This is a genomic window from Mesorhizobium sp. RSR380A, from assembly GCF_054719385.1.
On the sequence record NZ_JBTTIB010000001.1, the window covers coordinates 2,843,877 to 2,869,702 of the forward strand.

Sequence of the window (25,826 nt, forward strand, 5' to 3'; positions counted from 1 at the left end):
AGCTGCGCGCCAGGCGGATGGGCGCCGATGGTCCGGACAAATTCAATCGGCCTCCTCCGGGCAATGGCGAAACGGCTTGCGGCACAGTCGCGTCCGCAAGTCGAACAGGCTTGCAAGAGGCAAGATTGCGTTGTGTCGCCCGAAATCCCAACATAGAAGACGAATATGATGGATGTCACGCAACCACGCAATGCCGGCATGGATGGGCATGAGCAAGTCCTGGACCTCACGCGGGGAATTGCCGCCTATGTCGACCACCCTCTCGTGGCCGGGCTGGCGCGCGTCATCGCCAAGCATCCGCAGGCCGATATCGCGAACGCCTTCAACCACAAGCAGGTCGCCTGCAAGATGTGGGCGCTCGACAGGCTGTTCGAAAGCTGCGGCGGCCGGTTCGAGCGCATATGGGTTCTGGGTGGATGGTACGGCGTATTGCCGGCGATGCTTTTCAACGACGCCCGCTTCGACATCGCGGCGATCGACAGCATCGACATCGATCCCGAAGTCGGCGCGGTCGCCCGGACACTCAACCGGCAAGCCGGCGAGCGGTTTCAAGCACTGACGGCAGATATGTACGCACTCGACTATGGCGCCGGCCGACCCGACCTGGTGGTCAATACGAGCTGCGAACACATAGCCGATCTCAGCGCCTGGCTTGCCCTGCTTCCGCGGGGTACGAACGTGCTGCTGCAGTCGAACGACTATTTCAGCGAGCCGACGCACATCAACTGCGTGGCGTCACTTGCAGCCTTCGAAGCAATGGCGGCGCTGCGGCAGATCAGGTTCTCCGGCGAATTGCCGACAAAAAATTATACACGCTTCATGCTGATTGGAACTGTTTAAAGCGCTCGCGCAGGATTTGCGCCGATCGCCGCGCCCCTTCCAGATCGAGACGATGCGCGGCTGGCGGCGGTCCCGCAAGCGCCTGCTCGATCGCATGCGCCAGACCTTCAGGCGTCAGGTCCTGTTCCGTCAGCACCGTTGCAAGACCGAGCTCTTCGAGCATCAGAGCGCGACGCGTCTGCTCGGTTTCCCCGCCGGCTGCAAATGGAACGAGCAGCGAGCGACACCCCGCGCGCATGACATCGCAGACCGTGTTGTAACCCGCCTGCGAGACCGACAGGCGGGCGCCGGTCAGCAGGCTGGCGAAATCCTCGCGGAACCGGAAGATGGACAGGCGTGGGGAGGCATCGCGTGAAATCGCGTCAAACTCGTCCTTCGGCAGGTTTGGGCCGGTGATCAAACACCATGTCCAGGCGTTATCGGCATTTCGCGCCGCCGCGACGGTGGATCTGACAAGGCTCTTTCCGGCCGCCCCGCCGCCAACCGACACCAGAACGTCGAAGCGCTCTGAGGCCGCTTGCGCCGGCGGCGCGGCAACGAGCCCGGTGTAGGCGACCTCGGCCCTGATCGCCCCAGCCAGCGGAAATGTCTTGTCGATGGTTGCGAAAGCCGGATCGCCATGGACCATGACAAGATCGAAATGCCTGTTGACGAGATCGACCGTTTCCTGGTTTCGGCTCGGCTTCACGCGCTCCTGAAGGATGTCGCGGACGGACGCCGCCAGCAGCGGTCTGGGCGATGTCGCTTCGATGGCCTCGATCAGCGGCAGGAGTTCGAAACGCATCTGCCGGCGTCCAAAGGGAAACGCCTCGATAATGACGATGTCGGGCCTGTAGTCCCGGAAAGCCTGCAGCAGCATCTCTGAGCGCCGCCTCTTGAAATCATCGTCGATGGCTTTGCCCTGCAGGTCGACAAGTCCGGAAAATCCTTCGTCACCGGAGGTGACAGGCGGCAGGGTCACGGATTTTACACCCGATCCCGGAAATCCCGCGATCGGCGCTCCGCCGGTCACGACGGTGACGTCGAACCCGTCATCGACCAGAGCCGCCGCAATGCGGCTGGCGCGCGCGAGATGGCCGATGCCGAGCAGGTGCTGAACATAGAAGAAAGCGCGCAGCCGCTTCATTCGGCGACCCGCCACTCCCGCTCGAACAGTTCCTTTAGCTGTCCAATGCCTGCCACATGGTCGAAATTGCTTCGCACGCGCCGCTCCGCGGCGTCGCCGAGGCGGGCGCGCAGGACGGGATCGCGGATCAGGCGCTCCAGCGCCTGTGCCAGGGCAGTCGGGTTTTCCGAGGGAATCAGCAGCCCGGTTTCATCCGACGATAAAAGCTCCGGCACGCCGGAAATATCGGTCGACACGCAGGCAAGCCGCTGGCTGGCCGCCTCCACCAGAACATTCGGCAGGCCGTCCCTGTCGCCATCCGCGGTGATCCTACAGGCCAAAGCGAAGATGTCGGCGCTGCGGTAGCGCTCGAGCACCTCCTCCTGCGCCAGCGCGCCTTTCCAGGAGACGCGGCCATCCAGTCCGAGCTTTTGCGCCAGCGCCTTGAGCCGTTTCAGCTCCTCGCCGCCGCCGATATGCTCGAAACGCCACGCCAGATCGCCAGGCAAGAGGGCAAGAGCCTCCAGCAACGTATCGTAGCCTTTCTTTTCAACGGCGCGCCCGACACTCAAGATCATGACCGGTTCGGCCGGCGCCGAGCCGTCATGCTGTTTTCGCGCCTCGCCGAAACTTCCGAAGCGGTCAAGGTCGAGCCCATGATAGCTCAGATGCACGGACGAACTGCCGTTGGCGAGTTTTTTCAGACGGTCGAAGCCGGTTTTCGTGCACGTGACCGTCCAGCGCGCCGAGGAAAGCTTGCCGGCCAGATCCCAGTCCGCCGACGTCCAGATGTCCTTGGCATGGGCTGAGCAGCTCCAGGGCAAGCCACGAAGCTGGCTGGCATAGCGCGTCACCGATGCCGGCGTGTGCGCGAAATGGGCATGCAGCCATCCGGCATCTTGCGGCCATTCGGCCGCCAGCACCAGCGCTTGCCCGAAGCGCCGCGCGCGATTGCGGGTAAAGTCGCGGCGGATATCGGCAGCGAGCGATTTGAGCGCGCGCCAGAAGCCAGGCCGCGGCAGACAGGCAAACAGCGATCGAACCACGCGCAGCGGCTCTCTGTGCAGATATTCCGGCAGATAATGGACGGGGGCCTTGATCTCGTCATGCACGGGATGACGTTTTGCGTCGGTCGGCCGCCTGAGCGCGAAAAGTATCAGGTCGAACCCCGCACGCTCCAGACCGAGCAGTTCCTGTGCGATGAAGGTTTCCGACAGCCGCGGATAGCCCTTCAGAACCACGACGATCTTGCGGTGTTGCAACTCAGTTCATGCCTTCAATGACCGAAAGGTGATGGCCGGCCCGCCGGTCGAGCAGTTCCGCGACGATTTCGGAAATATGAGGCAGCCCTTCCAGCGTCAGATGCGCATTGCTCTGCGATGGGCGGGGCCGGCCCGGCAAAACCTGCAGCGCATCGGCAAACCGCTGGGCATCCTCGGCTTCCTCAGGCAAAAGCATCTCGATGAGGCCGAGTTCGGCTGCGCGCCGTGCCCGGATCAGCTGTTCCTCGCGCGGCGTGACGCGCGGCACGATCAGCGCCGGCTTGTCGAAAGACAGTATCTCGCAATAGGTGTTGTAACCGCCCATCGCCACCACCGCCTTGGCGCCGGCAATCAGCTCTTCCATGCGGTTGTCGAATTCGATGATCTTGACGTAGGGGATCTTGGCCCCTTTCCTGACCAGCTTGTTGCGCTTGCGCGCCGGCATGTAGGGCCCAAGCACGATCAGCGCCCGGTGCTGCAATCGCGGATCCTGCTGATAGGCCTCGATGACGTTGTGGATCAGGTCGGCGCCGTCACCGCCGCCACCGGTGGTAACCAGGATATAGTCGCCCTCGGGCCGGTGGCCGGGCAACTGGTTCTGCTGCAGGCTCCGTTGCAGGAAACCGACGAACTTCATCTTTGCCCTGACCGCCGGCGGCACGTCCAGGCCGGTCAACGGATCGTAGAAATCCGGCGGGCCATAGACCCAGACCTTGTCGTAGAACAGGCCGATCTTGCGCATCACATCCCTGCGTGCCCACTCCGCTTCGAGCAAATGCGGCGCGTCCATCACCTCGCGCAGGCCAAGCACGAGCGTGGTGCCCCGCGTCTTGAGGTAGGACAGCGTATCCTCGATCTCACCGCGCAGCCCCAACGGTTCCTTGTCGACGATGAAGATATCCGGCCGGAAGCTCTCGGCCGTGTGGCGGATAATCGACTGCCGCATCCTTAGCGTCTCATGCAGATCGATGTCCTTTTCGAGCGAGGTGTATTCGCCGTTGCGCAGCTTGATGACGCTGGGAATCTTCACGAAGTCGACGCGGGCGCGGTAGTCGAAGGCGCCGGCGATGGTCGCGCCCGAAATGATAAGCACCTGAAGACCGCGGAAATCCCCGACCAGCGAATGCGCGATCGTTCGGCAGCGCTGCAAATGGCCGAGCCCGAACGTGTCGTGGCTGTACATGAGAATTCGTGCGTCTTTTGCGTGCTGTGTCATTGTGAACGTCTTTTAGAATTCTCGCCGGACCGTGGGCAACCCCGCAGGCTTCGAAACCATTCTCGCGGGTCTAACGACCTGTTTTGAAACATGGGGGCGAGAGGTACGCAACGGCATTCTTCACCTGGGCACGAATGCCAGGGGGCGCTGATTGTGGCGCCATGCCTTGTCTTCGCCGATGATAGACGGCCCGAGCACAAATCTCTGTCATGAGGCTTGACCCCGTGGAATTAAATGCCCTGCGGCCTGAGGCAGGCAAAGCGCACATTGCGAAAAATCAAGGGCGACCAAGGCGAAACGAGGCTGCCGCACATTGTGAGGAGAACCCGCACCTTGGGAAAATGCTTCATAATCCATCGAAACACAACGGCCGCCAGAGGCCGCACGTTGCGGCCTTTTATCCTGCCATCAGCCTTGGCCTGTGGCAAGCGTCCGGTCCTTGCACCGTTGAAGCTGGTGCAATCTCGCGTCATGCCGGCTTCCTCCGTCATGTGGAGGATAGCTGCGGCCCCAATGAGATTCGTCAGCCAGGCGACCCATTCGCCAGATCCGTCACAAAGCTTTGCGTGAACACGCCGGCCGGAAGGACGGCTACGCCAACCTTGCCCTTGTCGTCCTCGGCGTTGCCAGCAGCAGACTTGTCTCGCTGCCGGTTATCCCCGGGATGAGCCGGATTCGGCGCAGAACCGCGTCGAAATCGGTGAGCGAGGCCGTGCCGAGTTCGACCACCAGGTCCCAGCGGCCATTGGTGGTGTGAATGGTCGAAACCTCAGCGAGACCGCCGAGCGCCCGGACCACGCGGTCGGCGGCATGGCCCTCGATCTCGATCATCATCACGCCGCGTATCCGCTGGTCGACCGCGTCGGCGCGCAGCACCACCGTGTAACCGATGATCTCGCCCGTTTTTTCCAGTCGCTCCATGCGCGCCCTGACCGTGGCGCGCGACACCCCGAGATCGACCGCGAGATCGGAGATGCTGCGCCGGGCATCATGCCTGAGCAGCGTGACCAGCCTTTCGTCCAGCAAGTCCATGACTCTATCCACTTTGACCAAAGCGACTTATCGGAATGATAAATCCTTCTTCTCGAAATGCCAATTTCGCCTGTTCATACTGCCGGGCCGGGATGGTTCATTCCACGCATCAACCGCCCAATCAATTTACAAGGACAACAAGAACCATGCGCTGCAGGATCGTTGGCGCGCCGGTGCAGGACGGCGCCGGCAGGATGGGATGCGAGATGGGGCCGAGCGCGCTGCGCACGGCCGGGCTTGTCTCGGTGCTGTCGGAACTCGGCCACGAGGTCGAGGACTGGGGCGCGGTGCAACCGGCCGCCGTGCGCGCAATCGTCCATGGCAATCTCGCGCTGAAGGCCCTACCGGAGATTTCCGCCTGGACCGCGGCGATAGCCGAGACCGCCTATGCGGCTTCGCGGAACGCCATGCCGATCTTCCTTGGCGGCGACCACGCGATATCGGCCGGCACGGTGTCGGGCATAGCCCGCCGCGCCGCCGAACGCGGCCGGCCGCTCTTCGTGCTGTGGCTCGACGCACATCCCGATTTCCACACGCTCGATACCACCGTCAGCGGCAATCTGCACGGCGTGCCGCTCGCCTATGCCAGCGGCCGGCCGGGCTTCAACGGTTATTTCCCGGACCTGCCTGTCGCCGTCGACCCTGCCCACATCTGCGTCATGGGCCTGCGCAGCGTCGATCCGGCGGAGCGCCGGGCGCTGAGCGAAGCGGGGGTTACCGTGCACGACATGCGCGCCATTGACGAGCACGGCGTCGCACCTTTGCTGCGCGCCTTCCTGGCCATCGTCGAAAAGGCAAACGGCCTGCTGCATGTCAGCCTCGACGTCGACTTCCTCGACCCCTCCATCGCGCCGGCCGTCGGCACCACCGTGCCCGGCGGCGCCACCTTCCGCGAGGCGCATCTGGTGATGGAGATGCTGTCCGACAGCGGCCTGGTCTCCAGCCTTGATCTGGTCGAGCTCAACCCGTTCCTCGACGAGCGCGGCCGCACCGCCACGCTGATTGTCGACCTCGCCGCCAGCCTGATGGGCCGGCGCATCATGGACCGCCCGACCCGCAGCCATTCCGGAAGCATTGCATGACCCAGCCTTCCCGCCTTGCCATCGTCCCCTTCGTCAGCGTCGACCGCATGATGAAGCTGGTGCTGACCATCGGCGTCGAGCGGTTCCTCACCGAACTCGCCGCCTATATCGAGGAGGATTTTCGCCGCTGGGAGCTGTTCGACAAGACGCCGCGCATCGCCTCGCACAGCCATGACGGCGTCATCGAGCTGATGCCGACCAGCGACGGCAAGATGTACGGCTTCAAATATGTCAACGGCCATCCGAAGAACATGCGGGAAGGCCGCCAGACCGTCACCGCCTTCGGCGTGCTCGCCGATGTCGGTTCCGGCTATCCGATGCTGCTGACCGAAATGACGATCCTGACGGCGCTGCGCACCGCGGCGACCTCCGCTGTCGCGGCCAAATATCTGGCGCCCAAAGGCGCGCGCTCGATGGCCATCATCGGCAATGGCGCCCAGTCCGAATTCCAGGCTGTCGCCTTCAAAGCGCTGCTCGGCGTCGACCGGCTGCGGCTCTATGATATCGACCGCTCCGCTTCGGAAAAATGCGCCCGCAACCTCGCCGGCAAAGGCTTTGACATCACCATCTGCGCGACCGGCCAGGATGCTGTGGAAGGCGTCGACATCATCACCACGGTGACCGCCGACAAGCTGTCCGCCACCATTCTGACCGACAACATGGTCGGTTCCGGCGTGCACATCAACGCGGTCGGCGGCGACTGCCCCGGCAAGACGGAACTGCACCGCGACATCCTTTTGCGCTCCGACATCTTCGTCGAGTTCTCGCCGCAGACGCGCATCGAGGGCGAAATCCAGCAGCTCCACGCCGACCATCCGGTGACCGAGTTGTGGCAGGTGATGACCGGCAAGGCGGAGGGCCGCAAGACGGCGGAACAGATCACCTTGTTCGATTCCGTCGGCTTCGCCACCGAGGATTTTTCCGCACTGCGCTATATCAGAGACCAGCTTCAGGCCACCGGCCTCTACGAGGAGCTCGACCTGCTCGCCGATCCCGACGAGCCGCGCGACCTCTTCGGCATGCTGCTCAGGGCAGCGCTGCAGCCGGCAGCCGCCTGAGGGGCTTCAGCCGCGCAACGGCGCGCAGCTCTCCCGTTCGACGAGCACCGGGGTGAGCACTTCGCGGCGCGAATGCGCCGCCGGCTCGGCAACCCGCTCGAGCAGCAGGCTGACCGCCCGCGTGCCGATCTTCTCGACCGGCTGTGCGATCGTCGTCAGTGGCGGCCAGGTGGTGACGGCATAGGGTATGTCGTCGAAGCCGATCATCGACATGTCGCCGGGGACCCGCAATCCGCGCCCGCGCAGCACTGTCAGCGCGCCCATGGCCATCAGATCGTTACAGGCAAACAGCGCCGTGATCCCCGGCGCCTGCGCCATCAGCCGCTCCATTGCCATGCGGCCGCCGGCGAAGTGGTAGTCGGAATCCACCACCGAGGCCGGCGGCAGGTCGAGGCCGGCTTCCTGCAGCGCCCTGGCGAAGCCGCGCAGGCGGGCGGGGCTGGAGCTGGAATCGCGCGGGCCGCCGATGACGCCGATCTTCTCGTGGCCGAGCCCGGCCAGATAGCGGCCGGCGAGATAGCCGCCATGATCGTGATCGACCAGAACGGAATCGACATTGACCGAATGGATCTCGCGGTCGATCAGCACCGCCGGCACGCCGGGCAGAAGGCTGGAGAACACCCGCGCATGATCCGACGAGCCGGCGAAGATCAGCCCGTCGATCTGCTTGGCCATCAGCACCTGGAGATAGCGCTCCTCCTTCTCGGCGCTGCCGTCGGAGTTGCACAAGATCACCGTATAGCCGGCAAGGAAGCCGGCATCCTCGATCTGGCGCGCCACGCCGGCGAAGAACGGGTTGGAATTGTCCGGCAGCAGCAGGCCGATGGTCTTGGTCTCGCCGCGCCTAAGGCTGCGCGCCAGCGTGTTCGGGCTGTAGCGCAAGGCGGCGATGGCAGAATGCACGCGCTCAGCCGTCTCCGGCTCGACATGGCGCGTGCGGTTCATCACATGCGAGACGGTTGCGACCGACACTCCGGCATGGCGCGCGACATCGGCAATCGTCGTCATTTCTTGTCCCCTGACTCGATTAGCCTAATGATTGCGTAACCGGATGTGTCGCACGCTAGAGCGCAGCTTTCGAGTGTCAATGTCCCTTTGAGCAACCTGCTGAGCGGAGCGATCTGCCGCCAAGAAAAAGCCGCAAGGCTGGGTGCTTGGTGGTCGACCTGTTGTCGCAACCGGATAAGGTTCGAGAGCCGCGAACTGCTCAATCGCCAACCATCGGAACAACGATGCGACTTCTCCTTGTCGAGGACGACCCACGCACCGCCGACTATGTCGTCAAGGGCCTTGGCGAGGCAGGCCATATCTGCGACCTCAGGCGCGATGGCCGCGACGCGCTGTTTGCTGCGACATGCGATGCCTATGACGTGATCGTCGTCGACCGCATGCTGCCCGGCCTCGACGGCCTGTCGATGATCAAGGCGGTGCGGGCGGCGGGCGTGCGCACGCCGGCGATCTTTCTGACCTCGGTCGGCGGCGTCGACGACAGGGTTGAAGGGCTCGAGGCCGGCGGCGACGACTATCTCGTCAAGCCATTCGCCTTTTCCGAACTGCTCGCCCGCATCAACGCGCTCGGCCGTCGCCCTGCGGTGCAGGAGCTGAAGACGACGCTGCGCATCGCAGACCTCGAAATGGACCTGATCCAGCGCCGCGTCACCAGGCAGGGCCAGGCGATTGACCTGCAGCCGCGCGAATTCAGCCTGCTCGAAGTGCTGATGCGCGGCGAGGGCCGCGTCATCACCCGCACCATGCTTCTGGAACGGGTCTGGGATTTTCACTTCGACCCCAAGACCAGCGTCGTCGAAACCCATATCAGCCGGCTGCGCGCCAAGATCGACAGGCCGTTCGAAACCACGTTGATCCACACCGTGCGCAACACTGGCTACAGTGTTCACGACTGAGGCGCGGCATGACAGAAACTTGCCATGACTGAAGCTTGCCATGACTGAAACGCACTATGACTGAGACAGGCTCTCGCCTGCTGCGCAGCACGCCGTTTCGGCTGGCCCTGACCTTCGCCTTGCTGTTCGTGCTCGCCTTCATCCTGTCAGGCGCCATCGTCTACCAGCTGATGAGCGCGGATCTTGCCGAGCAGCTCGACCAGTCGGTCAAGGAGACCTATTCGGTCGTGGCGGTGACCTATGCCGGAAACGACCGGGAGGATCTGGTTTCGGCAGTCGACAGCCACGCCGCGCTCAGCCCGAGCAAGGAACAGCTGTTCTCGCTCACCGATCCCGCCGGCAATCGCCTGGCCGGGAATTTCACCGCCGCCGACCTTCCCGATGGCTTTTCGGATTTTGCCGCTTCCCTGCCTGGCGTTGCGCCGGACACTATGTACCGCGCCTGGACCGGTTCGGTCGGGCCCAACAGCCTGACAATCGCCTTCTCGCTCTCCGAAACCGAGGAGCTGGAACGCATCGTTTTGATGAGCTTCGGCTGGGCCACCCTGATCATTTCAGGGCTGGCGGTGGCTGGCGGCGCCTTGCTGGCGTCGCGTGTGCAGCGTCGCCTCGACGGCATTGCCACCACCATGGACGATGTCTCCAACGGCCGGCTCGACGCCCGCATTCCACTGCTCGGCAATGGCGACGACATTGACGGCGTCTCGCGCCAGGTCAACGCCGCGCTGGAGCGGCTGGCGGCGCTGGTGGACGGCATGCGCCAGGTCAGCGCCGACATCGCGCATGATCTGAAGACGCCGCTCAACCGGCTGCAGATGATTTTGGAAGCTGCGGCCGACAGGACCGCGCGGGGTGAGGCCGTTGCCGATGAGCTGGCGGAGGCACGTGGGGAAAGCCTGCAGATCAACGATACTTTCGATGCGCTGTTGCGTATTGCCCAGATCGAGGCCGGCGCTCGCAAGGCGCGCTTTGTCGCTCTCGACCTCACCGGCGTCATCGATGCCATTGCCGAAATCTACGCCGGTGTCGCCGAGGATGACGGCAAGTCGCTGTCGGCCACGATCGTCCACGGCACCCCATGCCTGGTCCACGGCGACCGCGACCTGCTGACGCAATTGTTTGCCAATCTGGTTGAGAACGCGCTGCGGCATTGCCCCGATGGCACGGCAATCCTTCTATCGGTGCGGCGGCAAGGCGACCGCATTCTGGCTGAGGTCGCCGACAATGGCCCCGGCATCCCGGCGCAGGAGCGCGAAAAAGTGTTCCAGCGGCTCTACCGGCTGGACTCCAGCCGCACCACGCCCGGCAGCGGCCTTGGCCTCAGCCTTGTGCGGGCCATCGCCGACCTGCATGGTGCAACGATTGCGCTGGAGGATCGCCGGCCTGGGCTGGCGGTAATTGTCGGGTTTCCTCGGGCGGAGGGCACCGGTCCCGGCTTGAAATGACAACGCCAGAGCCAGGTCGACCCCACTCCGTCGAGCGAAGCAGCGACGGAGTGGGGGAAGGCGCTCATGAAACGCCAAGTCGCTGACAACTTTCTCCAAGTTGATGATCGCATCCGACAAAGGCGGTCGCGATTAGCCTTGCACATGTTTCCACCCGGAACGGCTGCGGGTTGATCAAGATGACCGTTGAACCTATCGGCCCACCGCACCCCGGCGAAAATCCGAGGGCGACATCCCTGCCAGCTTGCGGAAGGATTTGTTGAAGGCGCTGAGCGAGCCGAAGCCTGAATCCATGGCGACGCGCAGCACATTGGCGTCTTCATGCATCAGCAGCGCCTGCGCGTAGCTCAGCCGCAGCAGATTCATATATTCGTTGAGCGTCATGCCGGTCGATTTCTTGAAAATGCTCATGGCGTATTTGGGATGGATGTCGGCCGCCGCCGCGATGTCGACGCAGTCTATGTCGTAGAGGAAATTCTCGGCGATGAAGTCGCACATGCGACCGACATTGCGCAGCGATTGCTGGTCGAACGGGCCGCCGGGTTCCTGGCCGATGGCGGTTTCCGGCACCAGCCGGTAGGGCTCGAAGCGCACCCGCTCCAACCGCAGCAGCAGCTCGTTCACGGCGTGCTCGGTTATCGCCGCATCGCCCGAGCGGAAATAGCGGTTCCAGCGCTCGAAATTGTGATGGTCGGCCTGGTCGGTCGCCGATGTCACCAGCGTGGCGCCGGTCATCAGCCTGTGGCGGACATCCGTCGGCAGATGCAGGCGGAAGAAATGCACCAGCGGCAGATGCGCGCCGGCATAGATGGCGTCGTCGGAGAGATCGTCCATCTGGTGCGGCAGCCCGCCCCAGAACAGGCACATGTCGCCGGCCGACAGCGAGATCTCGTGCTCGTTCATGCGGTAATGCACGCTGCCGCGGACGATGAAATTGACCTCGACCTGGGCATGCCAGTGCGGCTTCAGCATGACCAGCGGATGGTTGTGAAACATCTGCAAAGCCATCGGCAGGCCTTCGACGCTGCTGGCGCCAGGCTGGTAAAACGGCCGTTCCGGCATCTTACTTTCCGCCCATCTTTTATTCCCGTTGTCAGGGACAAGCCTTCCGCGCCGCCTAGTCTAGCCATGCTCGCGAAGAGAGAGCAAATGAAATGGGAGGATTTCAATGCGCACGACACTGATCTGTGCCGCGCTGGCGCTTGGCCTGGGCTCAGCCCCGGCTTTGGCGCAGTCCGGCGAAATCACGATCTGGAGCTGGAATATCGCCGCTTCGTCGCTGAAGGCGACGGTGGCCGGCTTCAACAAGCAGTATCCCGACATCAAGGTCACCGTTCAGGATCTCGGCAACCAGCCCACCTATGACAAGTCGATCGCCGGCTGTGCGGCCGGCGGCGTCGGCCTACCCGATATCGTCTCGATCGAAAACGGCGAGGCCGAGAACTACTGGAGCCAGTTCCCCGATTGCTTCGTCGATTTGCACACGCTGGGCTACACCGCCGACGACCAGAAGAAATTCCCGGATTTCAAGCGCACCGAACTGGAGGTCGGCGACAAGGCCTATGCCATGCCGTGGGATTCCGGCCCAGTCGCCGCCTTCTACCGCCGCGACTTCTACGAGAAGGCCGGCGTCGATCCGGCCTCGATCAAGACCTGGGACGACTTCATCGCCGCCGGCAAGAAGGTCCAGGCCGCCAATCCCGGCGTCACCATGACCAATGCCGATTTCAACGGCGACACCGAATTCTTCCGCATGATTTCCAACGAACAGGGCTGCGGCTATTTCGCCGCCGATGGGCAGTCGATCACCGTCAACCAGCCGAAATGCGTCGACACGCTGGCCAAGATCAAGGACATGAAGGACGCCGGCATCATCTCGTCGGCCGACTGGGGCACCAAGATCACCAACAACACCGCCGGCACCGTCGCCACCCAGGTCTATGGCGGCTGGTATGAGGGCACCATCCGCACCGAATCCGCCGGCGAAAACGGCAAATGGGGTGTCTATCTGATGCCGAGCCTGACCGCCGACGGCCCGCGCGCCGCCAATCTCGGAGGCTCGTCGCTCGCCATCACCTCAGCCTCGAAGAACAAGGAGGCCGCCTACGCCTATCTGAAATACACGCTCGAGACCAATGAAGGCCAGATCACCATGCTCAGGGATTTCGGCCTGGTGCCGTCACTGATCTCGGCGCTCGACGATCCCTATGTCTCGCAAGGCCTGCCCTATTGGGGCGGCCAGGCAGTGTGGAAGGACATTCTCGCCACGCTGCCCAAGGTGGTGCCGAGCCGCGGCACGCCGTTCCAGAGCGACGCCGAAATCATCATGCGCGCCGTGCAGACCAAATATCTCGGCGGCGGCTATCCCGATGCCAAGGCCGCCCTCGACGACGCCGCCAGCCAGATCGCTTCGGCGACGGGACTGCCGATCAAGTGACCAAGGCGGTGATGCTGGCGGGCCAGATATAGGGCAATTTGCCGGACCGTTGGCGCTGCCCCTCACCTGCCTGCCGGCATCCTCTCCCCGTATAGTGACGGAGAGGGGGACGCTCTCGCCCAACAGTTCGCCAATCGCCGGCGGCGTCCGCCGGCTAACAACACGCCGGATATCAGCCGGGAAAGAGGAAGGAGGAGGAACCATGCGCTACCAGAACGCCACGGCCTATCGCTTCCTCACGCCCTACCTCCTGATCTTCGCCATCTTCTGGGTGTGGCCGATCATCTCCTCGTTCATGATTTCCTTCCAGGCGACGCGCACGGTGCCCTGGCGCTTTGCGCCGACATTCAACTGGGGCCGCCTGATCGGCGACCCCGCTTTCTTCAACGCGCTGAAGAACACGCTGCTCATCCTCGTCATCCAGGTGCCGGTGATGATCTCGCTGGCGATCATCATGGCGGTGCTGCTGAACTCGCCGCTGCTGAAAGCACGTGGCCTCTACCGCTTCGCCTTCTTCGCTCCGGTGGTGGTCGGCGAGGTCGCCTATTCCGCCGTGTTCCGGCTGATGTTCAATCTCGATTTCGGCATCATCAACAAGCTGCTCGCCGGCATCGGCCTGGCCAAGATCGACTGGTTCTCCAACGTCACCCCGGCCATGGCGCTGATCATGATCGCGGTGACCTGGCGCTGGGCCGGCTACAACGCCATCATCCTGCTCGCCGGCCTGCAGTCGATCCCCGAGGATGTCTATGAAGCAGCGACGCTCGACCGCGTCAGCAAGCTCAAGCAGTTCTTCTACATAACGCTGCCGCTGCTCAAGCCGGTCATCGTGTTTTGCGCCGTGCTGTCGATCATCGGCACGATGCAGCTGTTCACCGAGCCGTTCCTGATCACGGAGCGCGGCGGCCCCGGCGGCGGCACCGAGACGCTTGGCCTGCTGCTCTACCGCCAGGGTTTTCGCTCGCTCAATTTCGGCTACGCCTCGGCCGTCGCCTACACCATGGCGGGGCTGGCCATCGCCATCACGCTGGTGCAGCTGTGGCTAACAAGAGAGCCGAAATGAGAGGGGAGCCGAAGTGAGTTCGCTGTCGCAACGCCGGCTCGGCCGCAGCGTCCTGCTGCATCTGGTCCTGACGCCGCTGGCGGTGATCTGGCTGTTTCCGCTATGGATGATGGTGGTGTTTTCGACCATGCCCGACAACGGCATTTTCAGCCCCGGCATCGAGCTTCTGCCGCACGGCAATTTCGTCGACAATTTCAACAACCTGCAGCGCGACACCAATTTCGTCGGCGCCATCGGCATTTCGGTGGCGGTGGCGGTGACCTACACCTTCTTCTCGGTGCTGCTGACCTCGATGGCCGGCTGGGCGCTCGCCCGCTATCAGTTCTTCGGCAAGGGCGCGGTGGTGGCGATCATCCTCGGCACCATCACGCTGCCCTATGCGGTGGTGCTGATCCCGCAATTCATCATGGTGGCGCGCGACTTCCAGCTCGCCAACACCTGGATTGCGTTGATCGTGCCACCCTTGTTCAATTCGCTGGGCGTGCTGTTCATGCGCCAGGCTTTCTCGATGATGCCGGCCGACCTTTTCGACGCGGCACGTGTCGAGGGCATCAAGGAATGGCGTATCTTCCTGTTCGTCGCTTTGCCGCTGGCGCGGCCGATGCTGGCCGCACTCGCCATCATCCTGTTCCTAGCCTCGTGGAACAATTATCTCTGGCCGCTTTTGATCAACAGCCAGCCCGGCGCGATGACGGCCCCTGTGGCGCTCGGCACGCTGATCGGCCTGACCAAGGTCTCATGGGGCGGCATCATGGCCGGCGCCGTCATGCTGACCGTACCGATGCTGGTCGTCTTCGTGCTGCTGCAGCGCCATTTCATCGCCGGCATCGCCGCCGGTGCCGTCAAGTAGGGACAACAGCGATATGGCGGCAGTCACCCTCACCAATGTCGTAAAACGCTTCGGCGTCTATGAGATCATCCATGGCGCCAACATCGATATCGCCGATGGCGAGTTCGTCGTCTTTGTCGGCCCGTCGGGTTGTGGAAAATCGACGCTGCTCAGGATGATCGCCGGGCTGGAGGATATCAGCGGCGGCGAGATCGCCATTGGCGGCAAGGTGATGAACGATGTCGAGCCGGCCGAGCGCGGCATCGCCATGGTGTTCCAGTCCTACGCGCTCTACCCGCACATGAGCGTGGAGCAGAACCTGAGCTTTGGCCTCAGGATGACCGGCAACCCCAAGGAGGACACCGAGCGGCGGGTGAAGCGGGCCTCCGAAATCCTGCGCATCACAGAGTTGATGGCGCGGCGGCCCAGGCAATTGTCCGGCGGCCAGCGCCAGCGCGTTGCCATTGGCCGCGCCATCGTGCGCGAACCGCAAGTCTTCCTGTTCGACGAGCCGTTGAGCAATCTCGACGCCGAGCTGCGCGTCCAGATGCGGGTCGAGATCTCGCGCCTGCACAAGGAGCTCGGCACGACGATGATCTATGTCACCCACGACCAGACCGAAGCGATGACGCTGGCCGACCGGATCGTGGTGCTGCGCGGTGGCCATGTCGAGCAGATCGGCAGGCCGCTCGATCTCTACGACAATCCCGACAACCAGTTCGTCGCCGGCTTTGTAGGCTCGCCGAAGATGAATTTCATCAAGGGCCGCGCCGTCGGGCGCAACATGAGCAGCGTCACCGTCGAGCTGGTGGGCGAGGAAAAGACCCGCATTATGCAACCATTGACCGGCGCCGTGCCCGAAACAGGAGCCAAGGTCATTGTCGGCGTGCGGCCCGAACATTTCGGCAATGGCGGCGAAGGCGACGCCGACCTCACCGTCGGCATCGACGTGGTCGAGCATCTCGGCGGCACCAGCTTCATCTATGCCAGGACCGCCCATGGCGAAGACCTGGTGATCCAGCGCGACGCGGCAAAGGTCCCCGACACCCAGGAGATCACCGTGTCCATCCGCAAATCCTATCTGTTCGATGAAAACGGCCAGCGGCTGCGCTGAGCCCTTCCAGCCTTGCAAGGAGAATGACCATGACTGCAACCGCGCCCATCCGCTGGGGGATACTCGGGCCCGGCGACATCGCCAAAGCGTTCGCCCGCGGCGTGGCAGGCTCGCGCACCGGCACGATCGTGGCGCTCGGCGCCCGCAATCCCGGCAAGGCAGGCCTGGCCGAGACGTTTCCCGGCGCCCGCATCCTCGACGGTTACGACGCGCTGCTCGCTGACCCCGAGGTCGACGCCGTCTATATCGCCATCCCGCATCCCGGCCATGCCGAATGGGCAATCAAGGCGGCGGAAGCCGGCAAGCATGTGCTGTGCGAAAAGCCGCTGGCGCTGACCGCCTTCGAGGCCGACGCCATGATCCATGCCGCGCGCAAGGCCGGCACCTTCCTCGGCGAAGCGTTCATGTACCGGCTTCACCCGCAGACGGCGAAGCTGGTCGAGGTGATCCAGTCGGGCGTCATCGGCGATGTCAGGCTGATCAAGTCGAGCTTCGGCTTCGCCATGCCCGGCTTCATGCCCGAGCACCGGCTCTATTCCAACGATCTCGCCGGTGGCGGCATTCTCGACGTCGGCGGCTATCCCGTCTCCATGGTGCGGCTGATCGCGGGCGCTGCCACAGGCAAAGCCTTCGCCGAGCCGGACAAGGTTGTCGGCACCGCCCATCTCGGCAAGTCCGGCGTCGACGAATGGGCCTCGGCGCTGCTGCATTTTCCCGGTGGAATCGTTGCCGAGGTATCCTGCAGCATCTCGCTCAAACAGGACAATGTCCTGCGCATCCTCGGCACCACGGGCCGCATCGAGGTGCCGGATTTCTGGTTCGCCGGCGGCGGCAACCGCGATGGCGGCCCTGGCCGGATCGATGTAATTCTCGCCGACGACACGCGCGAGACCATCAGCCTCAACGAAACCCGCCATCTCTATTCCTTTGAGGTCGACGCCGCCGGCGAGGCGATCCTGGCCGGCAAACAGGAATTCGCCTGGCCGGGCATGGGCTGGGCCGACAGTCTCGGCACGCTGCGTGTGCTCGACAAATGGCGCGCCGCCGTAGGGCTCGAATATGAAATCGAAAAGCCGGCTAAGCGAACGAACACCCTTTCGGGCCGGCCGCTGCGCACCGGCGGCACCGCCATCGGCAAGCGCAAGATTCCGGGCCTGTCGAAGCTGGCCTCCGTGGTGGCGCTCGGCTTCGAGGATTTCCGCACCTTCTCGTCGGGCGCAATCCTGCTCGACGCCTTCTTCGAGGCCGGCGGCAATCTGTTCGACACCGGCTATGTCTACGGCGCCGGCTACACCGAAACGCTGCTTGGCCAGTGGCTCAGGAATCGCGGCGTGCGCGAGCAGTCGGTGATCATCGCCAAGGGCGCGCACTCGCCGCTCTGCTATCCCGATGTCATCGGCAAGCAGCTCGCCCAGTCGTTGGACCGGCTGCAGACCGACCATGTCGACCTCTATTTCATGCACCGCGACAACCCGGATGTGCCGGTCGGCGAATTCGTCGATGCGATGGACGCCGAGGTCAAGGCCGGCCGCATCCGTGGCCCGTTCGGCGGCTCGAACTGGACGATGGCGCGCATGGACGAGGCGATTGCCTATGCCGAGCGCACCGGCAAGCAGAAGCCCGGCGTGCTCTCCAACAATTTCTCGCTGGCCGAGATGCTGGAGCCGATCTGGGCCGGCTGCATCACCTCGTCCACCGACGACTGGAAATCCTGGCTGACGAAAAGGCAGATGCCCAATTTCGCCTGGTCGAGCCAGGGCCGCGGCTTCTTCACCGACCGCGCCGGCCGCGACAAGCAGGACAATGAGGAGCTGGTGCGGGTCTGGTATTCCGAGAAGAACTTTGGCCGCCGCGACCGCGCCATCGAGCTGGCGCAGCGCCTGGGCAAAAGTCCGATCCATATCGCGCTCGCCTATGTGCTGGCGCAGCCCTTTCCGTCGGTGCCGTTGATCGGCCCGCGCACGCTGGACGAGTTGGAGGACAGTTTGAAGGCGCTGGATATCAGGCTGTCGGCGGAGGATGTGGCGTGGCTGGATAGCGGGCCGGAAAGGCGGCGGGCTTAGCAGCTAATCTCCCCCCTTGAGGGGGAGATGTCGCCGAAGGCGACAGAGGGGGTCGCCTCGCGTGGAGCGCTAACCTCCTTCTGCAGCGGCAGGTAGGCCGAGCCCAGTCGAACCGACCCCCTCTGGCCTGCCGGCCATCTCCCCCGCACGAGGCCCGCACGGGGGAGATTAGCGGCTCATGCGTTCCACCTACCGATCGATCCGTGTCGACAAAATAATCGACGACGACGTCCGCTCGACCCCGTCCATCGCGCCGATCTCGTCCAGCAACGCATCCAGATCCCTGATCGACGGCGCGTCGACGATGACGATCATGTCGAAATTGCCGCTCACCGAGTGCAGCGTCCGTACCGGCGGCAGCGCCTGCAGCGCCCGCACCACCTTGTCGGCGAGCTTGGGCGTGACGGTGAGCAGCACATGCGCCCGCACCAGCCCCTGCTCGTAGTCCGGAGCCATCCGCACGCCATAGCCGGTGATGATGCCGCGCTGTTCCAGCCGCTCGATCCGGCTCTGCACCGTCGTGCGCGAAACGCCGAGCTTGCGCGCCAGCTCAGTGGTCGATGCGCGGGCATTGGCGCGCAGCAAGGAAAGCAGTTTTTGTTCGGCGTCAGTGAGCATTTCGACGAACTTTATCGGCGTATTGATCAATTGTGGGGTTCGTTTCGAACAGTTTCACGCTTCCTTTCGGCAGGCAAGCTGCGATTCTTGAAGGCATCGCGTCCACCGCGCGCGGTCTGGGCCAAAGAGTTTTCACGAGGGGCAAGGTCATGAAGAAAATCATCGTCGTCGGCGCCGGCAAGATCGGCTCGACCATTGCAGGCATGCTCGCCGACACCGGCGACTACCACGTCACTGTCGTCGACCGCGCCGCCGCCCAGCTGGCAGCAGCCGAACTCCCCACCGGCGTCGAGTCGCTGGAGCTAGACATCGCTACTCCCGGCGCACTCGAGGCCGCCCTTGCCGGCGCCTTCGCCGTGCTGAGCGCCGCCCCCTTCCATTTGACCACGCGCATCGCCGAAGCGGCCGCCGCCACCGGCGTGCACTATCTCGATTTGACCGAGGATGTCGTCTCGACCCGCCGCGTCAAGGAGCTGGCCAAGTCGGGCAACAGCGCCTTCATTCCGCAATGCGGCCTGGCGCCGGGCTTCATCTCGATCGTCGCCAATGATCTCGCCAGCCGCTTCGACACGCTGGAAAGCGTTCGCATGCGCGTCGGCGCGCTGCCGCAATACCCGTCCAATGCGCTGAACTACAATCTGACCTGGAGCACCGACGGCGTCATCAACGAATATTGCGAACCCTGCGAGGCGATCGTCGAGGGCGAGCTGATCGAGGTGCCGCCGCTGGAGGAGCGCGAAGAGTTCTCGCTCGACGGCGTCACCTATGAGGCCTTCAACACCTCCGGCGGTCTCGGCACGCTGGCCGAGACGCTGAAGGGCAAGGTGCGCACGCTGAACTACCGCACCATCCGCTATCCCGGCCACGCGGCGATCATGAAGGCGCTGCTCAACGATCTCGGCCTGCGCCACCGCCGCGACGTGCTGAAGGATATCTTCGAGAGCGCCCTGCCGGCAACGCTGCAGGATGTGGTCATCGTCTTCGTCACCGTCTCGGGCCGCCGCAATGGCCGCCTGCTGCAGGAAACCTACGCCAACAAGATCTATTCGCAGCGCATCGGCAACCAGGTGCGCAGCGCAATCCAGATCACCACCGCCTCCGGGATCTGCGCCGTGCTCGACATGCTGGCCGACGGCACCTTGCCGGCGACCGGCTTCGTCAAGCAGGAAAACATCGCGCTGGATGCGTTTCTCGCCAATCGTTTTGGGCGCGCTTATGCGCAGCACGAGATGGTAAGCCGGCTGGCAAGCTGAGCTACTTCACCCTCCCCCTTGTGGGGAGGGTCGGCGCGCAATCGGAGCGAAGCGGAGATGGCGAGACGGGGTGGGGGTGAGCGCCGACGGTTGGCGAGGACCCCCACCCCGCTCCGCTCCGCGATCGACCCTTCCCCACAAGGGGGAGGGTAAGCGCACTTCAAATATGCAGCGCGTGGCCCAGCGCCTTCAGCGCCGCTTCCTGGAAGCCTTCGCCTTGCGTCGGATGCGCATGGATGGTCCCGGCGATATCCTCCAGCCGCGCGCCCATTTCCAGCGCCAGGCCGAACGCCGCCGCCAGTTCCGACACGCCTTGCCCGACCGCCTGGATGCCCAGCACCAGATGGTTGTCCGCGCGGGCGACAACACGAACGAACCCGTCCTCGCCGAGTTTCGTCATCGCCCGGCCGTTGGCGGCGAAGGGGAACTGGCCGATCTTGATTTCGCCCAGCGCCTTCGCCTCTTCCGGCGTCAGCCCGGCGGTAACCAGTTCCGGATCGGTGAAGCAGACGGCCGGGATCGAGCGCTTGTCCCAGCTGCGCTTGTGGCCGGCGACGATCTCGGCCACCATTTCGCCTTGCGCCATCGCCCGGTGCGCCAGCATCGGCTCGCCGGTGACGTCGCCAATGGCATAGATGCCGCGCATCGAGGTGCGGCACTGGTCGTCGATCTTGATGAACTTGCCGGCCATGTCGAGATCGATCTGATCGAGGCCCCAGCCCTCCGTCACCGGCTTGCGGCCGACCGTGACCAGGATCTTGTCTGCCGCGATTTTGGTGCTCTTGCCGTCCGCGGTCTCGACCAGCAGCGCGTCGCCCTTGACCCCCTTGGCCTTGGCGCCAAGCATCACCTCGACGCCGAGCTGGGCCAGCCGTTTCACCACCGGCCGGGTCAGTTCCGCATCATACTGCGCCAGCACGCGCGGCAGCGCCTCGACCACGGTCACCGCGGCGCCCATTTTGGCGAACGCCATGCCGAGTTCCAGCCCGATATAGCCGCCGCCGACCACGGCGAGCTTTTTCGGCACTTCGCCGAGAGCCAGCGCTTCTGTGGATGAAATCACCGGGCCGCCGAACGGCAGGAACGGCAGTTCCACCGTCGCCGAGCCGGTGGCGATCACAACCGTTTCGGCGCGGATGATCTGGGTGCCGGTCTCGGTCTCGACCGCGACGGTCTTGCCGTCGCGGAACGTCGCCCAGCCATAGACGGTCTTGACCTTGGCCTTCTTCAGTAGCCCGGCAACGCCCCCGGTCAGCCGGCTAACAATGCCGTCCTTCCACGCAACCGTCTTGCCGAGATCGAGCACGGGCGCTGCTACCGAGATGCCGAGCGGACTGCTGCCGCCGGCCATATGCGCGACCTTCTCGAACTCTTCCGCCGCATGGATCATCGCCTTGGACGGGATGCAGCCGACATTGAGACAGGTGCCGCCCGGCCTGCCAGCTTGGACGATCACCGTATCGATGCCGAGCTGGCCGGCACGGATAGCGCAGACGTAGCCGCCGGGCCCGGCGCCGATGACCAGCAGCTTGCAGGAGATTTCTTTCATGGCGTGACCCTTTGATGCGAGGGAATGTTCCGTCGCGATCCTTCGCGCCCCCCTCTGTCCTGCCGGACATCTCCCCCACGAGGGGGGAGATCAGCAGCTTCTTCGCTTCGCTCATTCCTGCAACGATGGAGATTGGCGAAACCCTGCGTGACGTCCAATCTCCCCCCTTGTGGGGGAGATGCCTGGTAAGGCAGAGGGGGGCGCTGTCCCGCCGTCATCTCGGTCGTTCCGCCCCTCAATCCACAAATATCAGCGCCGGCGTCTCAATCAGCGCCTTGATGCGCTGCACAAACACCGCCGCGTCCCAGCCGTCGACCACCCGGTGGTCGAAGCTCGACGACAGGTTCATCATCTTGCGCGGGATGAACTGGGTGCCGTCCCAGACCGGCCGCACCATCATCTTGTTGACGCCGACGATCGCCACCTCAGGATGATTGATGACCGGCGTCGTCGCCACGCCGCCCATGGCGCCGAGCGAGGTGATGGTGATGGTCGATCCCGACAGCTCGTCGCGGCTGGCCGTGCCGGACTTCGCCGCTTCGGCCAGGCGGTTGAGCTCGGCCGCGCAATCCCAGAGGTCTCGCGCCTCGGCGTGCTTGACCACCGGCACCACCAGGCCCGACGGCGTCTGCGCGGCAATGCCGATATGGACGCCGCCATGCTGATGGATGATGCCGGCCTCGTCGTCGAACAGCGCGTTGATGTTGGGCTGGTCGGCAATCGCCTTGACCATCGCCCGCATCAGGAACGGCAGCAGCGTCAGCTTCGGCCTCTCCACACCCTTGCGCTTTTCCTTGTTGAGCGCCGCGCGCAACTCCTCAAGTGCTGTGACGTCGATCTCCTCGACATAGGTGATGTGCGGGATGCGTGACTTCGCCAGCGACATTTTTTCGGCGATCTTGCGCCTGAGACCGATGACCTTGATATCCTCGACGCTGTCATTGCGCGCCAGACCCGACGCCTTCGCCACCTGCGGCCCGCGCGCGAGAAAGGCCTCGATATCTTCGTGGCTGATGCGGCCGGCAGGGCCGGTACCCGACACCTGGCGCAGATCGATCCCCGCCTCCTTCGCCCTGAGCCGGATGGCGGGCGACGCCAGGGGCTTTTCGCCCTCCGGGCGCGGCGCGCCGGAGGGTGCCGCACCTTTAGATGTCGGCGCAGCACCCCCACCCTTAGCCCCTCCCCACAAGGGGGAGGGGGATTCAGTCTCAGCTGCCCGTGCGCTTTTGGCTGCTGGTGCAGGTGGTGGCGACTTGGCGTCGGATTTCGTGGCCGAAACGCCTCCCTCTTGTGGGGGTCCGGAGGACGGGCGAGACCCGTGGCTCGCCCCGGCAGGGGTGGGGGTCGGTGCCGCCGTGACCTCTGACGATTTCGAGCCTTCGGCGACATTGCCCTCCCCCGCCACTTTCAGCCGCACGATGGGCGAGCCGATCGCCACCGTGTCGCCGATCTCGGCGCCCAGCCACAGGATCTCGCCATCGACCGGCGAAGGTATTTCCACCGTCGCCTTGTCGGTCATCACGGCGGCGAGCAAAGCGTCCTCGCGCACGAGGTCGCCGACCTTGACGTGCCATTCCACAAGTTCGGCCTCGGCGACGCCTTCACCGACATCCGGCAGCTTGATGATGTGTTCGCCCATCCCTAGGCTCCCATGGTTTCGAGAAGCGCGCGGCCGACACGGGCCGGCCCCGGGAAATAATCCCATTCCTGCGCATGCGGGTAGGGCGTGTCCCAACCGGTAACGCGCGCCACCGGCGCTTCCAGATGGTAGAAACAATTTTCCTGCACCAGCGCCGACAGCTCGGCGCCGAAGCCGGAGGTCAGTGTCGCCTCGTGCACGACGACGCAGCGTCCGGTCTTCTTCACCGAAGCGACTATCGCGTCGAGATCGAGCGGCAGCAGGGTCCGCAAATCGATGATCTCGGCATCGATGCCGGTTTCTTCCACGGCCGCCTGCGCGACATAGACCATGGTGCCGTAGGCGAGCACGGTGACGGCCGAGCCCGCCCGGCGGATCGCCGCCTTGCCGAGCGGCACCGTGTAATGGCCGTCGGCGACCTCGCCCAGTTCATGCTTCGACCATGGCGTCACCGGTCGGTCGTGATGGCCATCGAACGGTCCGTTATAGAGCCGCTTCGGCTCCAGAAAAATCACGGGATCGGGATCCTCGATCGCCGCGATCAGCAGCCCCTTGGCATCATGAGGATTGGACGGCACCACCGTCTTCAGCCCCGACACATGGGTGAACAGCGCTTCCGGGCTCTGGCTGTGCGTCTGGCCGCCAAAGATGCCGCCGCCGGTCGGCATGCGGACCACGATCGGACAGGTGAAATCGCCGTTCGAGCGGTAGCGCAGGCGTGCTGCTTCCTGCGTCAGCTGGTCGTAAGCCGGGTACATGTAGTCGGCAAACTGAATTTCCACGCATGGCTTCAGCCCATAGGCGGCCATGCCGATGGCGGAGCCGACAATGCCGGATTCGTTGATCGGCGCATCGAAGCAGCGGGTCTTGCCGTACTTCGCTTGCAGGCCTGCCGTGCAGCGGAAGACACCCCCGAAGAAGCCGACATCCTCGCCATAGACGATGACGCGTTCGTCGCGCGCCATCGACACGTCCATGGCGTCGCGGATCGCCTCGATCATGGTCCGTCTCGGCATGGTCAGACTCCCGCCTGCTGGCGCTGGCGCCTGAGATGCGGCGGCATCTCGGCAAACACGCCCTCGAACATCTCGCGCGTCGACGGCTTGCCGCCGGCATGCAGCGTGCCGTGGCCTTCAGCTTCCTTCTGCGCCGCGATCACCGTGTCGAGGATTTCGGCTTCCGCCTGGGCATGGCGCTCATCCGACCAGACCCCGCGCAGGATCAGATGGTTCTTCAGCCGCATCACCGGATCACCGAGCGGCCAGGCGTCGGATTCGGTTTTCGGCCGGTAGGCCGACGGATCGTCCGAGCTCGAATGCGCGCCGGCACGGTAGGTGACATATTCGATCAGCGTCGGCCCGAGGTTCTGCCGCGCCCGCTCCGCGGCCCATTTGGCCACGGCATGAACGGCGAGATAGTCGTTGCCGTCGACGCGCAACGCCGGAATACCGAAGCCGAGGCCGCGCGCGGCAAAGGTGCCGGAGCCGCCACGCGCAATGCCTTGAAACGTCGAGATCGCCCACTGGTTGTTGACGACGTTGAGGATGACCGGCGCCTTGTACGTCGAGGCGAACACCAGTGCGGAATGGAAATCGGATTCGGCCGTCGAGCCGTCGCCGATCCACGCCGCCGCGATTTTCGAATCGTTGCTGATAGCGGAAGCCATCGCCCAGCCGACCGCCTGGATGTATTGCGTCGCCAGATTGCCGGAGATCGAGAAGAAGCCATGCTCCTTCGACGAATACATGATCGGCAGCTGCCGCCCTTTGAGCGGATCGGCCTCGTTGGAATAGATCTGGTTCATCATCGTGACCATCGGATAGCCGTCGGCGATGAGCAGGCCGGCTTGCCGATAGGTCGGGAAATTCATGTCGCCTGGCGCCAGCGCCTTGCGGAAAGCGCAGCTCACCGCCTCTTCGCCCAGATGCTGCATGTAGAACGAGGTCTTGCCCTGGCGCTGCGCCATCTGCATGCGCGCATCGAAGCTGCGCAGCGTCATCATGTGGCGCAACCCCTCGAGCAGCTCCTCGTCGGTGAGCAGCCCGGCCCACGGCCCGACCGCCTCACCGGTGCGGTTGAGCACACGGATGATGGAAAACGCCATGTCGCGGATTGTGCGCGGATCGACATCGATGTCCGGTCGCGGCACCGAGCCCGCCTTGGGGATAGGCACGTTGGAGAAGTCGGGCGTTCCGCCCGGCCGCACTTCCGGCTCCGGCACATGAAACCGCAACATCCCAGCATCGGTCATGACCATCGTCCTCCCATGTTGCCCGGTGGTGGATATTTGCACATCCGCGCGGCCGGCACAGCGCCA

Annotated in this window: 22 protein-coding genes; 11 read left to right on the forward strand and 11 right to left on the reverse strand. The window is 64.1% G+C overall.

The genetic code is table 11. From position 1 onward, the window contains the following. Positions 1-168 precede the first annotated feature (168 nt). Positions 169-840 carry a methyltransferase domain-containing protein gene (locus tag ACYG9Z_RS13745; protein ID WP_084566341.1) on the forward strand — a complete coding sequence of 224 codons (672 nt, stop codon included), beginning with the start codon at positions 169-171 and terminating at the stop codon, positions 838-840. Here the strand turns inward: ACYG9Z_RS13745 and ACYG9Z_RS13750 are convergent. The 4 genes from ACYG9Z_RS13750 to ACYG9Z_RS13765 form a co-directional block, all read right to left on the reverse strand. Continuing rightward, entirely contained in the window at positions 818-1,966 is a 1,149-nt protein-coding gene (locus tag ACYG9Z_RS13750; RefSeq protein ID WP_023752845.1) for a glycosyltransferase family protein, read from the reverse strand. The genes ACYG9Z_RS13745 and ACYG9Z_RS13750 overlap by 23 nt on opposite strands. Then, positions 1,963-3,207, reverse strand: a complete 1,245-nt coding sequence (locus tag ACYG9Z_RS13755) for a glycosyltransferase (protein ID WP_023752844.1) — start codon at positions 3,205-3,207, stop codon at positions 1,963-1,965. Before ACYG9Z_RS13755 ends, ACYG9Z_RS13750 begins: the two co-directional genes overlap by 4 nt. Position 3,208: 1 nt before the next feature. Beyond that, positions 3,209-4,423 carry a glycosyltransferase family protein gene (locus ACYG9Z_RS13760; RefSeq protein WP_023752843.1) on the reverse strand — a complete coding sequence of 405 codons (1,215 nt, stop codon included), beginning with the start codon at positions 4,421-4,423 and terminating at the stop codon, positions 3,209-3,211. Between the two features lie 591 nt (positions 4,424-5,014). Next, positions 5,015-5,455 (reverse strand): Lrp/AsnC family transcriptional regulator, encoded by a 441-nt coding sequence (locus ACYG9Z_RS13765; protein WP_023685065.1) that lies wholly within the window; start codon positions 5,453-5,455, stop codon positions 5,015-5,017. A 146-nt stretch (positions 5,456-5,601) separates the two neighbouring features. On the opposite strand from ACYG9Z_RS13765, the gene rocF reads away from it, so the two are divergent. Together rocF and ACYG9Z_RS13775 are read left to right on the forward strand one after the other, a co-directional pair. Then, entirely contained in the window at positions 5,602-6,537 is a 936-nt protein-coding gene (gene rocF / locus ACYG9Z_RS13770; RefSeq protein WP_023752842.1) for an arginase, read from the forward strand. Beyond that, positions 6,534-7,595 carry an ornithine cyclodeaminase gene (locus ACYG9Z_RS13775; protein WP_023752841.1) on the forward strand — a complete coding sequence of 354 codons (1,062 nt, stop codon included), beginning with the start codon at positions 6,534-6,536 and terminating at the stop codon, positions 7,593-7,595. The genes rocF and ACYG9Z_RS13775 overlap by 4 nt, the downstream gene beginning before the upstream one ends. 6 nt (positions 7,596-7,601) lie before the next feature. Here ACYG9Z_RS13775 and ACYG9Z_RS13780 read toward each other — a convergent pair whose 3' ends face one another. Beyond that, entirely contained in the window at positions 7,602-8,603 is a 1,002-nt protein-coding gene (locus ACYG9Z_RS13780; protein ID WP_023752840.1) for a LacI family DNA-binding transcriptional regulator, read from the reverse strand. 224 nt (positions 8,604-8,827) lie between these two features. Here ACYG9Z_RS13780 and ACYG9Z_RS13785 point away from each other — a divergent pair, with 224 nt between their 5' ends. Together ACYG9Z_RS13785 and ACYG9Z_RS13790 are read left to right on the forward strand one after the other, a co-directional pair. Beyond that, on the forward strand, positions 8,828-9,499 hold the full coding sequence (locus ACYG9Z_RS13785) for a winged helix-turn-helix domain-containing protein (protein WP_023752839.1): 672 nt from the start codon (positions 8,828-8,830) through the stop codon (positions 9,497-9,499). Between the two features lie 56 nt (positions 9,500-9,555). Continuing rightward, on the forward strand, positions 9,556-10,944 hold the full coding sequence (locus ACYG9Z_RS13790) for a HAMP domain-containing sensor histidine kinase (RefSeq protein ID WP_023752838.1): 1,389 nt from the start codon (positions 9,556-9,558) through the stop codon (positions 10,942-10,944). 192 nt (positions 10,945-11,136) lie between these two features. Here ACYG9Z_RS13790 and ACYG9Z_RS13795 read toward each other — a convergent pair whose 3' ends face one another. Then, positions 11,137-12,006 carry a helix-turn-helix domain-containing protein gene (locus ACYG9Z_RS13795; protein WP_023672161.1) on the reverse strand — a complete coding sequence of 290 codons (870 nt, stop codon included), beginning with the start codon at positions 12,004-12,006 and terminating at the stop codon, positions 11,137-11,139. A gap of 106 nt (positions 12,007-12,112) precedes the next feature. On the opposite strand from ACYG9Z_RS13795, the gene ACYG9Z_RS13800 reads away from it, so the two are divergent. The 5 genes from ACYG9Z_RS13800 to ACYG9Z_RS13820 all read left to right on the forward strand — a co-directional run bounded on the left by ACYG9Z_RS13800 (position 12,113) and on the right by ACYG9Z_RS13820 (position 18,450). Next, positions 12,113-13,381, forward strand: a complete 1,269-nt coding sequence (locus tag ACYG9Z_RS13800; RefSeq protein WP_023687608.1) for an ABC transporter substrate-binding protein — start codon at positions 12,113-12,115, stop codon at positions 13,379-13,381. 202 nt (positions 13,382-13,583) lie between these two features. Further along, positions 13,584-14,444, forward strand: a complete 861-nt coding sequence (locus ACYG9Z_RS13805) for a carbohydrate ABC transporter permease (RefSeq protein ID WP_023752837.1) — start codon at positions 13,584-13,586, stop codon at positions 14,442-14,444. Positions 14,445-14,457: 13 nt separating this feature from the next. Then, positions 14,458-15,294 (forward strand): carbohydrate ABC transporter permease, encoded by an 837-nt coding sequence (locus ACYG9Z_RS13810; RefSeq protein WP_023752836.1) that lies wholly within the window; start codon positions 14,458-14,460, stop codon positions 15,292-15,294. 13 nt (positions 15,295-15,307) lie between these two features. Then, complete coding sequence (locus ACYG9Z_RS13815) at positions 15,308-16,387, forward strand: ABC transporter ATP-binding protein (protein WP_023752835.1); 1,080 nt, start codon at positions 15,308-15,310, stop codon at positions 16,385-16,387. 29 nt (positions 16,388-16,416) lie between these two features. Beyond that, on the forward strand, positions 16,417-18,450 hold the full coding sequence (locus ACYG9Z_RS13820; protein WP_023752834.1) for an aldo/keto reductase: 2,034 nt from the start codon (positions 16,417-16,419) through the stop codon (positions 18,448-18,450). A 189-nt stretch (positions 18,451-18,639) separates the two neighbouring features. On the opposite strand, the gene ACYG9Z_RS13825 is transcribed toward ACYG9Z_RS13820, so the two are convergent. Further along, positions 18,640-19,095 (reverse strand): Lrp/AsnC family transcriptional regulator, encoded by a 456-nt coding sequence (locus tag ACYG9Z_RS13825; RefSeq protein ID WP_460222901.1) that lies wholly within the window; start codon positions 19,093-19,095, stop codon positions 18,640-18,642. A 122-nt stretch (positions 19,096-19,217) separates the two neighbouring features. On the opposite strand from ACYG9Z_RS13825, the gene ACYG9Z_RS13830 reads away from it, so the two are divergent. Continuing rightward, the gene (locus ACYG9Z_RS13830) at positions 19,218-20,321 is read left to right on the forward strand and encodes a saccharopine dehydrogenase family protein (RefSeq protein ID WP_023752832.1); all 1,104 of its coding nucleotides are present in this window, start codon (positions 19,218-19,220) and stop codon (positions 20,319-20,321) included. A 160-nt stretch (positions 20,322-20,481) separates the two neighbouring features. Here the strand turns inward: ACYG9Z_RS13830 and lpdA are convergent, their stop codons facing one another. From lpdA to ACYG9Z_RS13850, 4 genes are all read right to left on the reverse strand, one after another. Then, complete coding sequence (gene lpdA, locus ACYG9Z_RS13835; RefSeq protein WP_023732825.1) at positions 20,482-21,870, reverse strand: dihydrolipoyl dehydrogenase; 1,389 nt, start codon at positions 21,868-21,870, stop codon at positions 20,482-20,484. Positions 21,871-22,105: 235 nt separating this feature from the next. Then, complete coding sequence (locus ACYG9Z_RS13840; protein ID WP_023687604.1) at positions 22,106-23,509, reverse strand: dihydrolipoamide acetyltransferase family protein; 1,404 nt, start codon at positions 23,507-23,509, stop codon at positions 22,106-22,108. 2 nt (positions 23,510-23,511) lie between these two features. Next, positions 23,512-24,525, reverse strand: coding sequence for an alpha-ketoacid dehydrogenase subunit beta (locus tag ACYG9Z_RS13845; protein ID WP_023672171.1), 1,014 nt, complete (start codon positions 24,523-24,525; stop codon positions 23,512-23,514). Between the two features lie 2 nt (positions 24,526-24,527). Continuing rightward, entirely contained in the window at positions 24,528-25,760 is a 1,233-nt protein-coding gene (locus ACYG9Z_RS13850; protein WP_023672172.1) for a 3-methyl-2-oxobutanoate dehydrogenase (2-methylpropanoyl-transferring) subunit alpha, read from the reverse strand. Between the last annotated feature and the right edge of the window lie 66 nt (positions 25,761-25,826).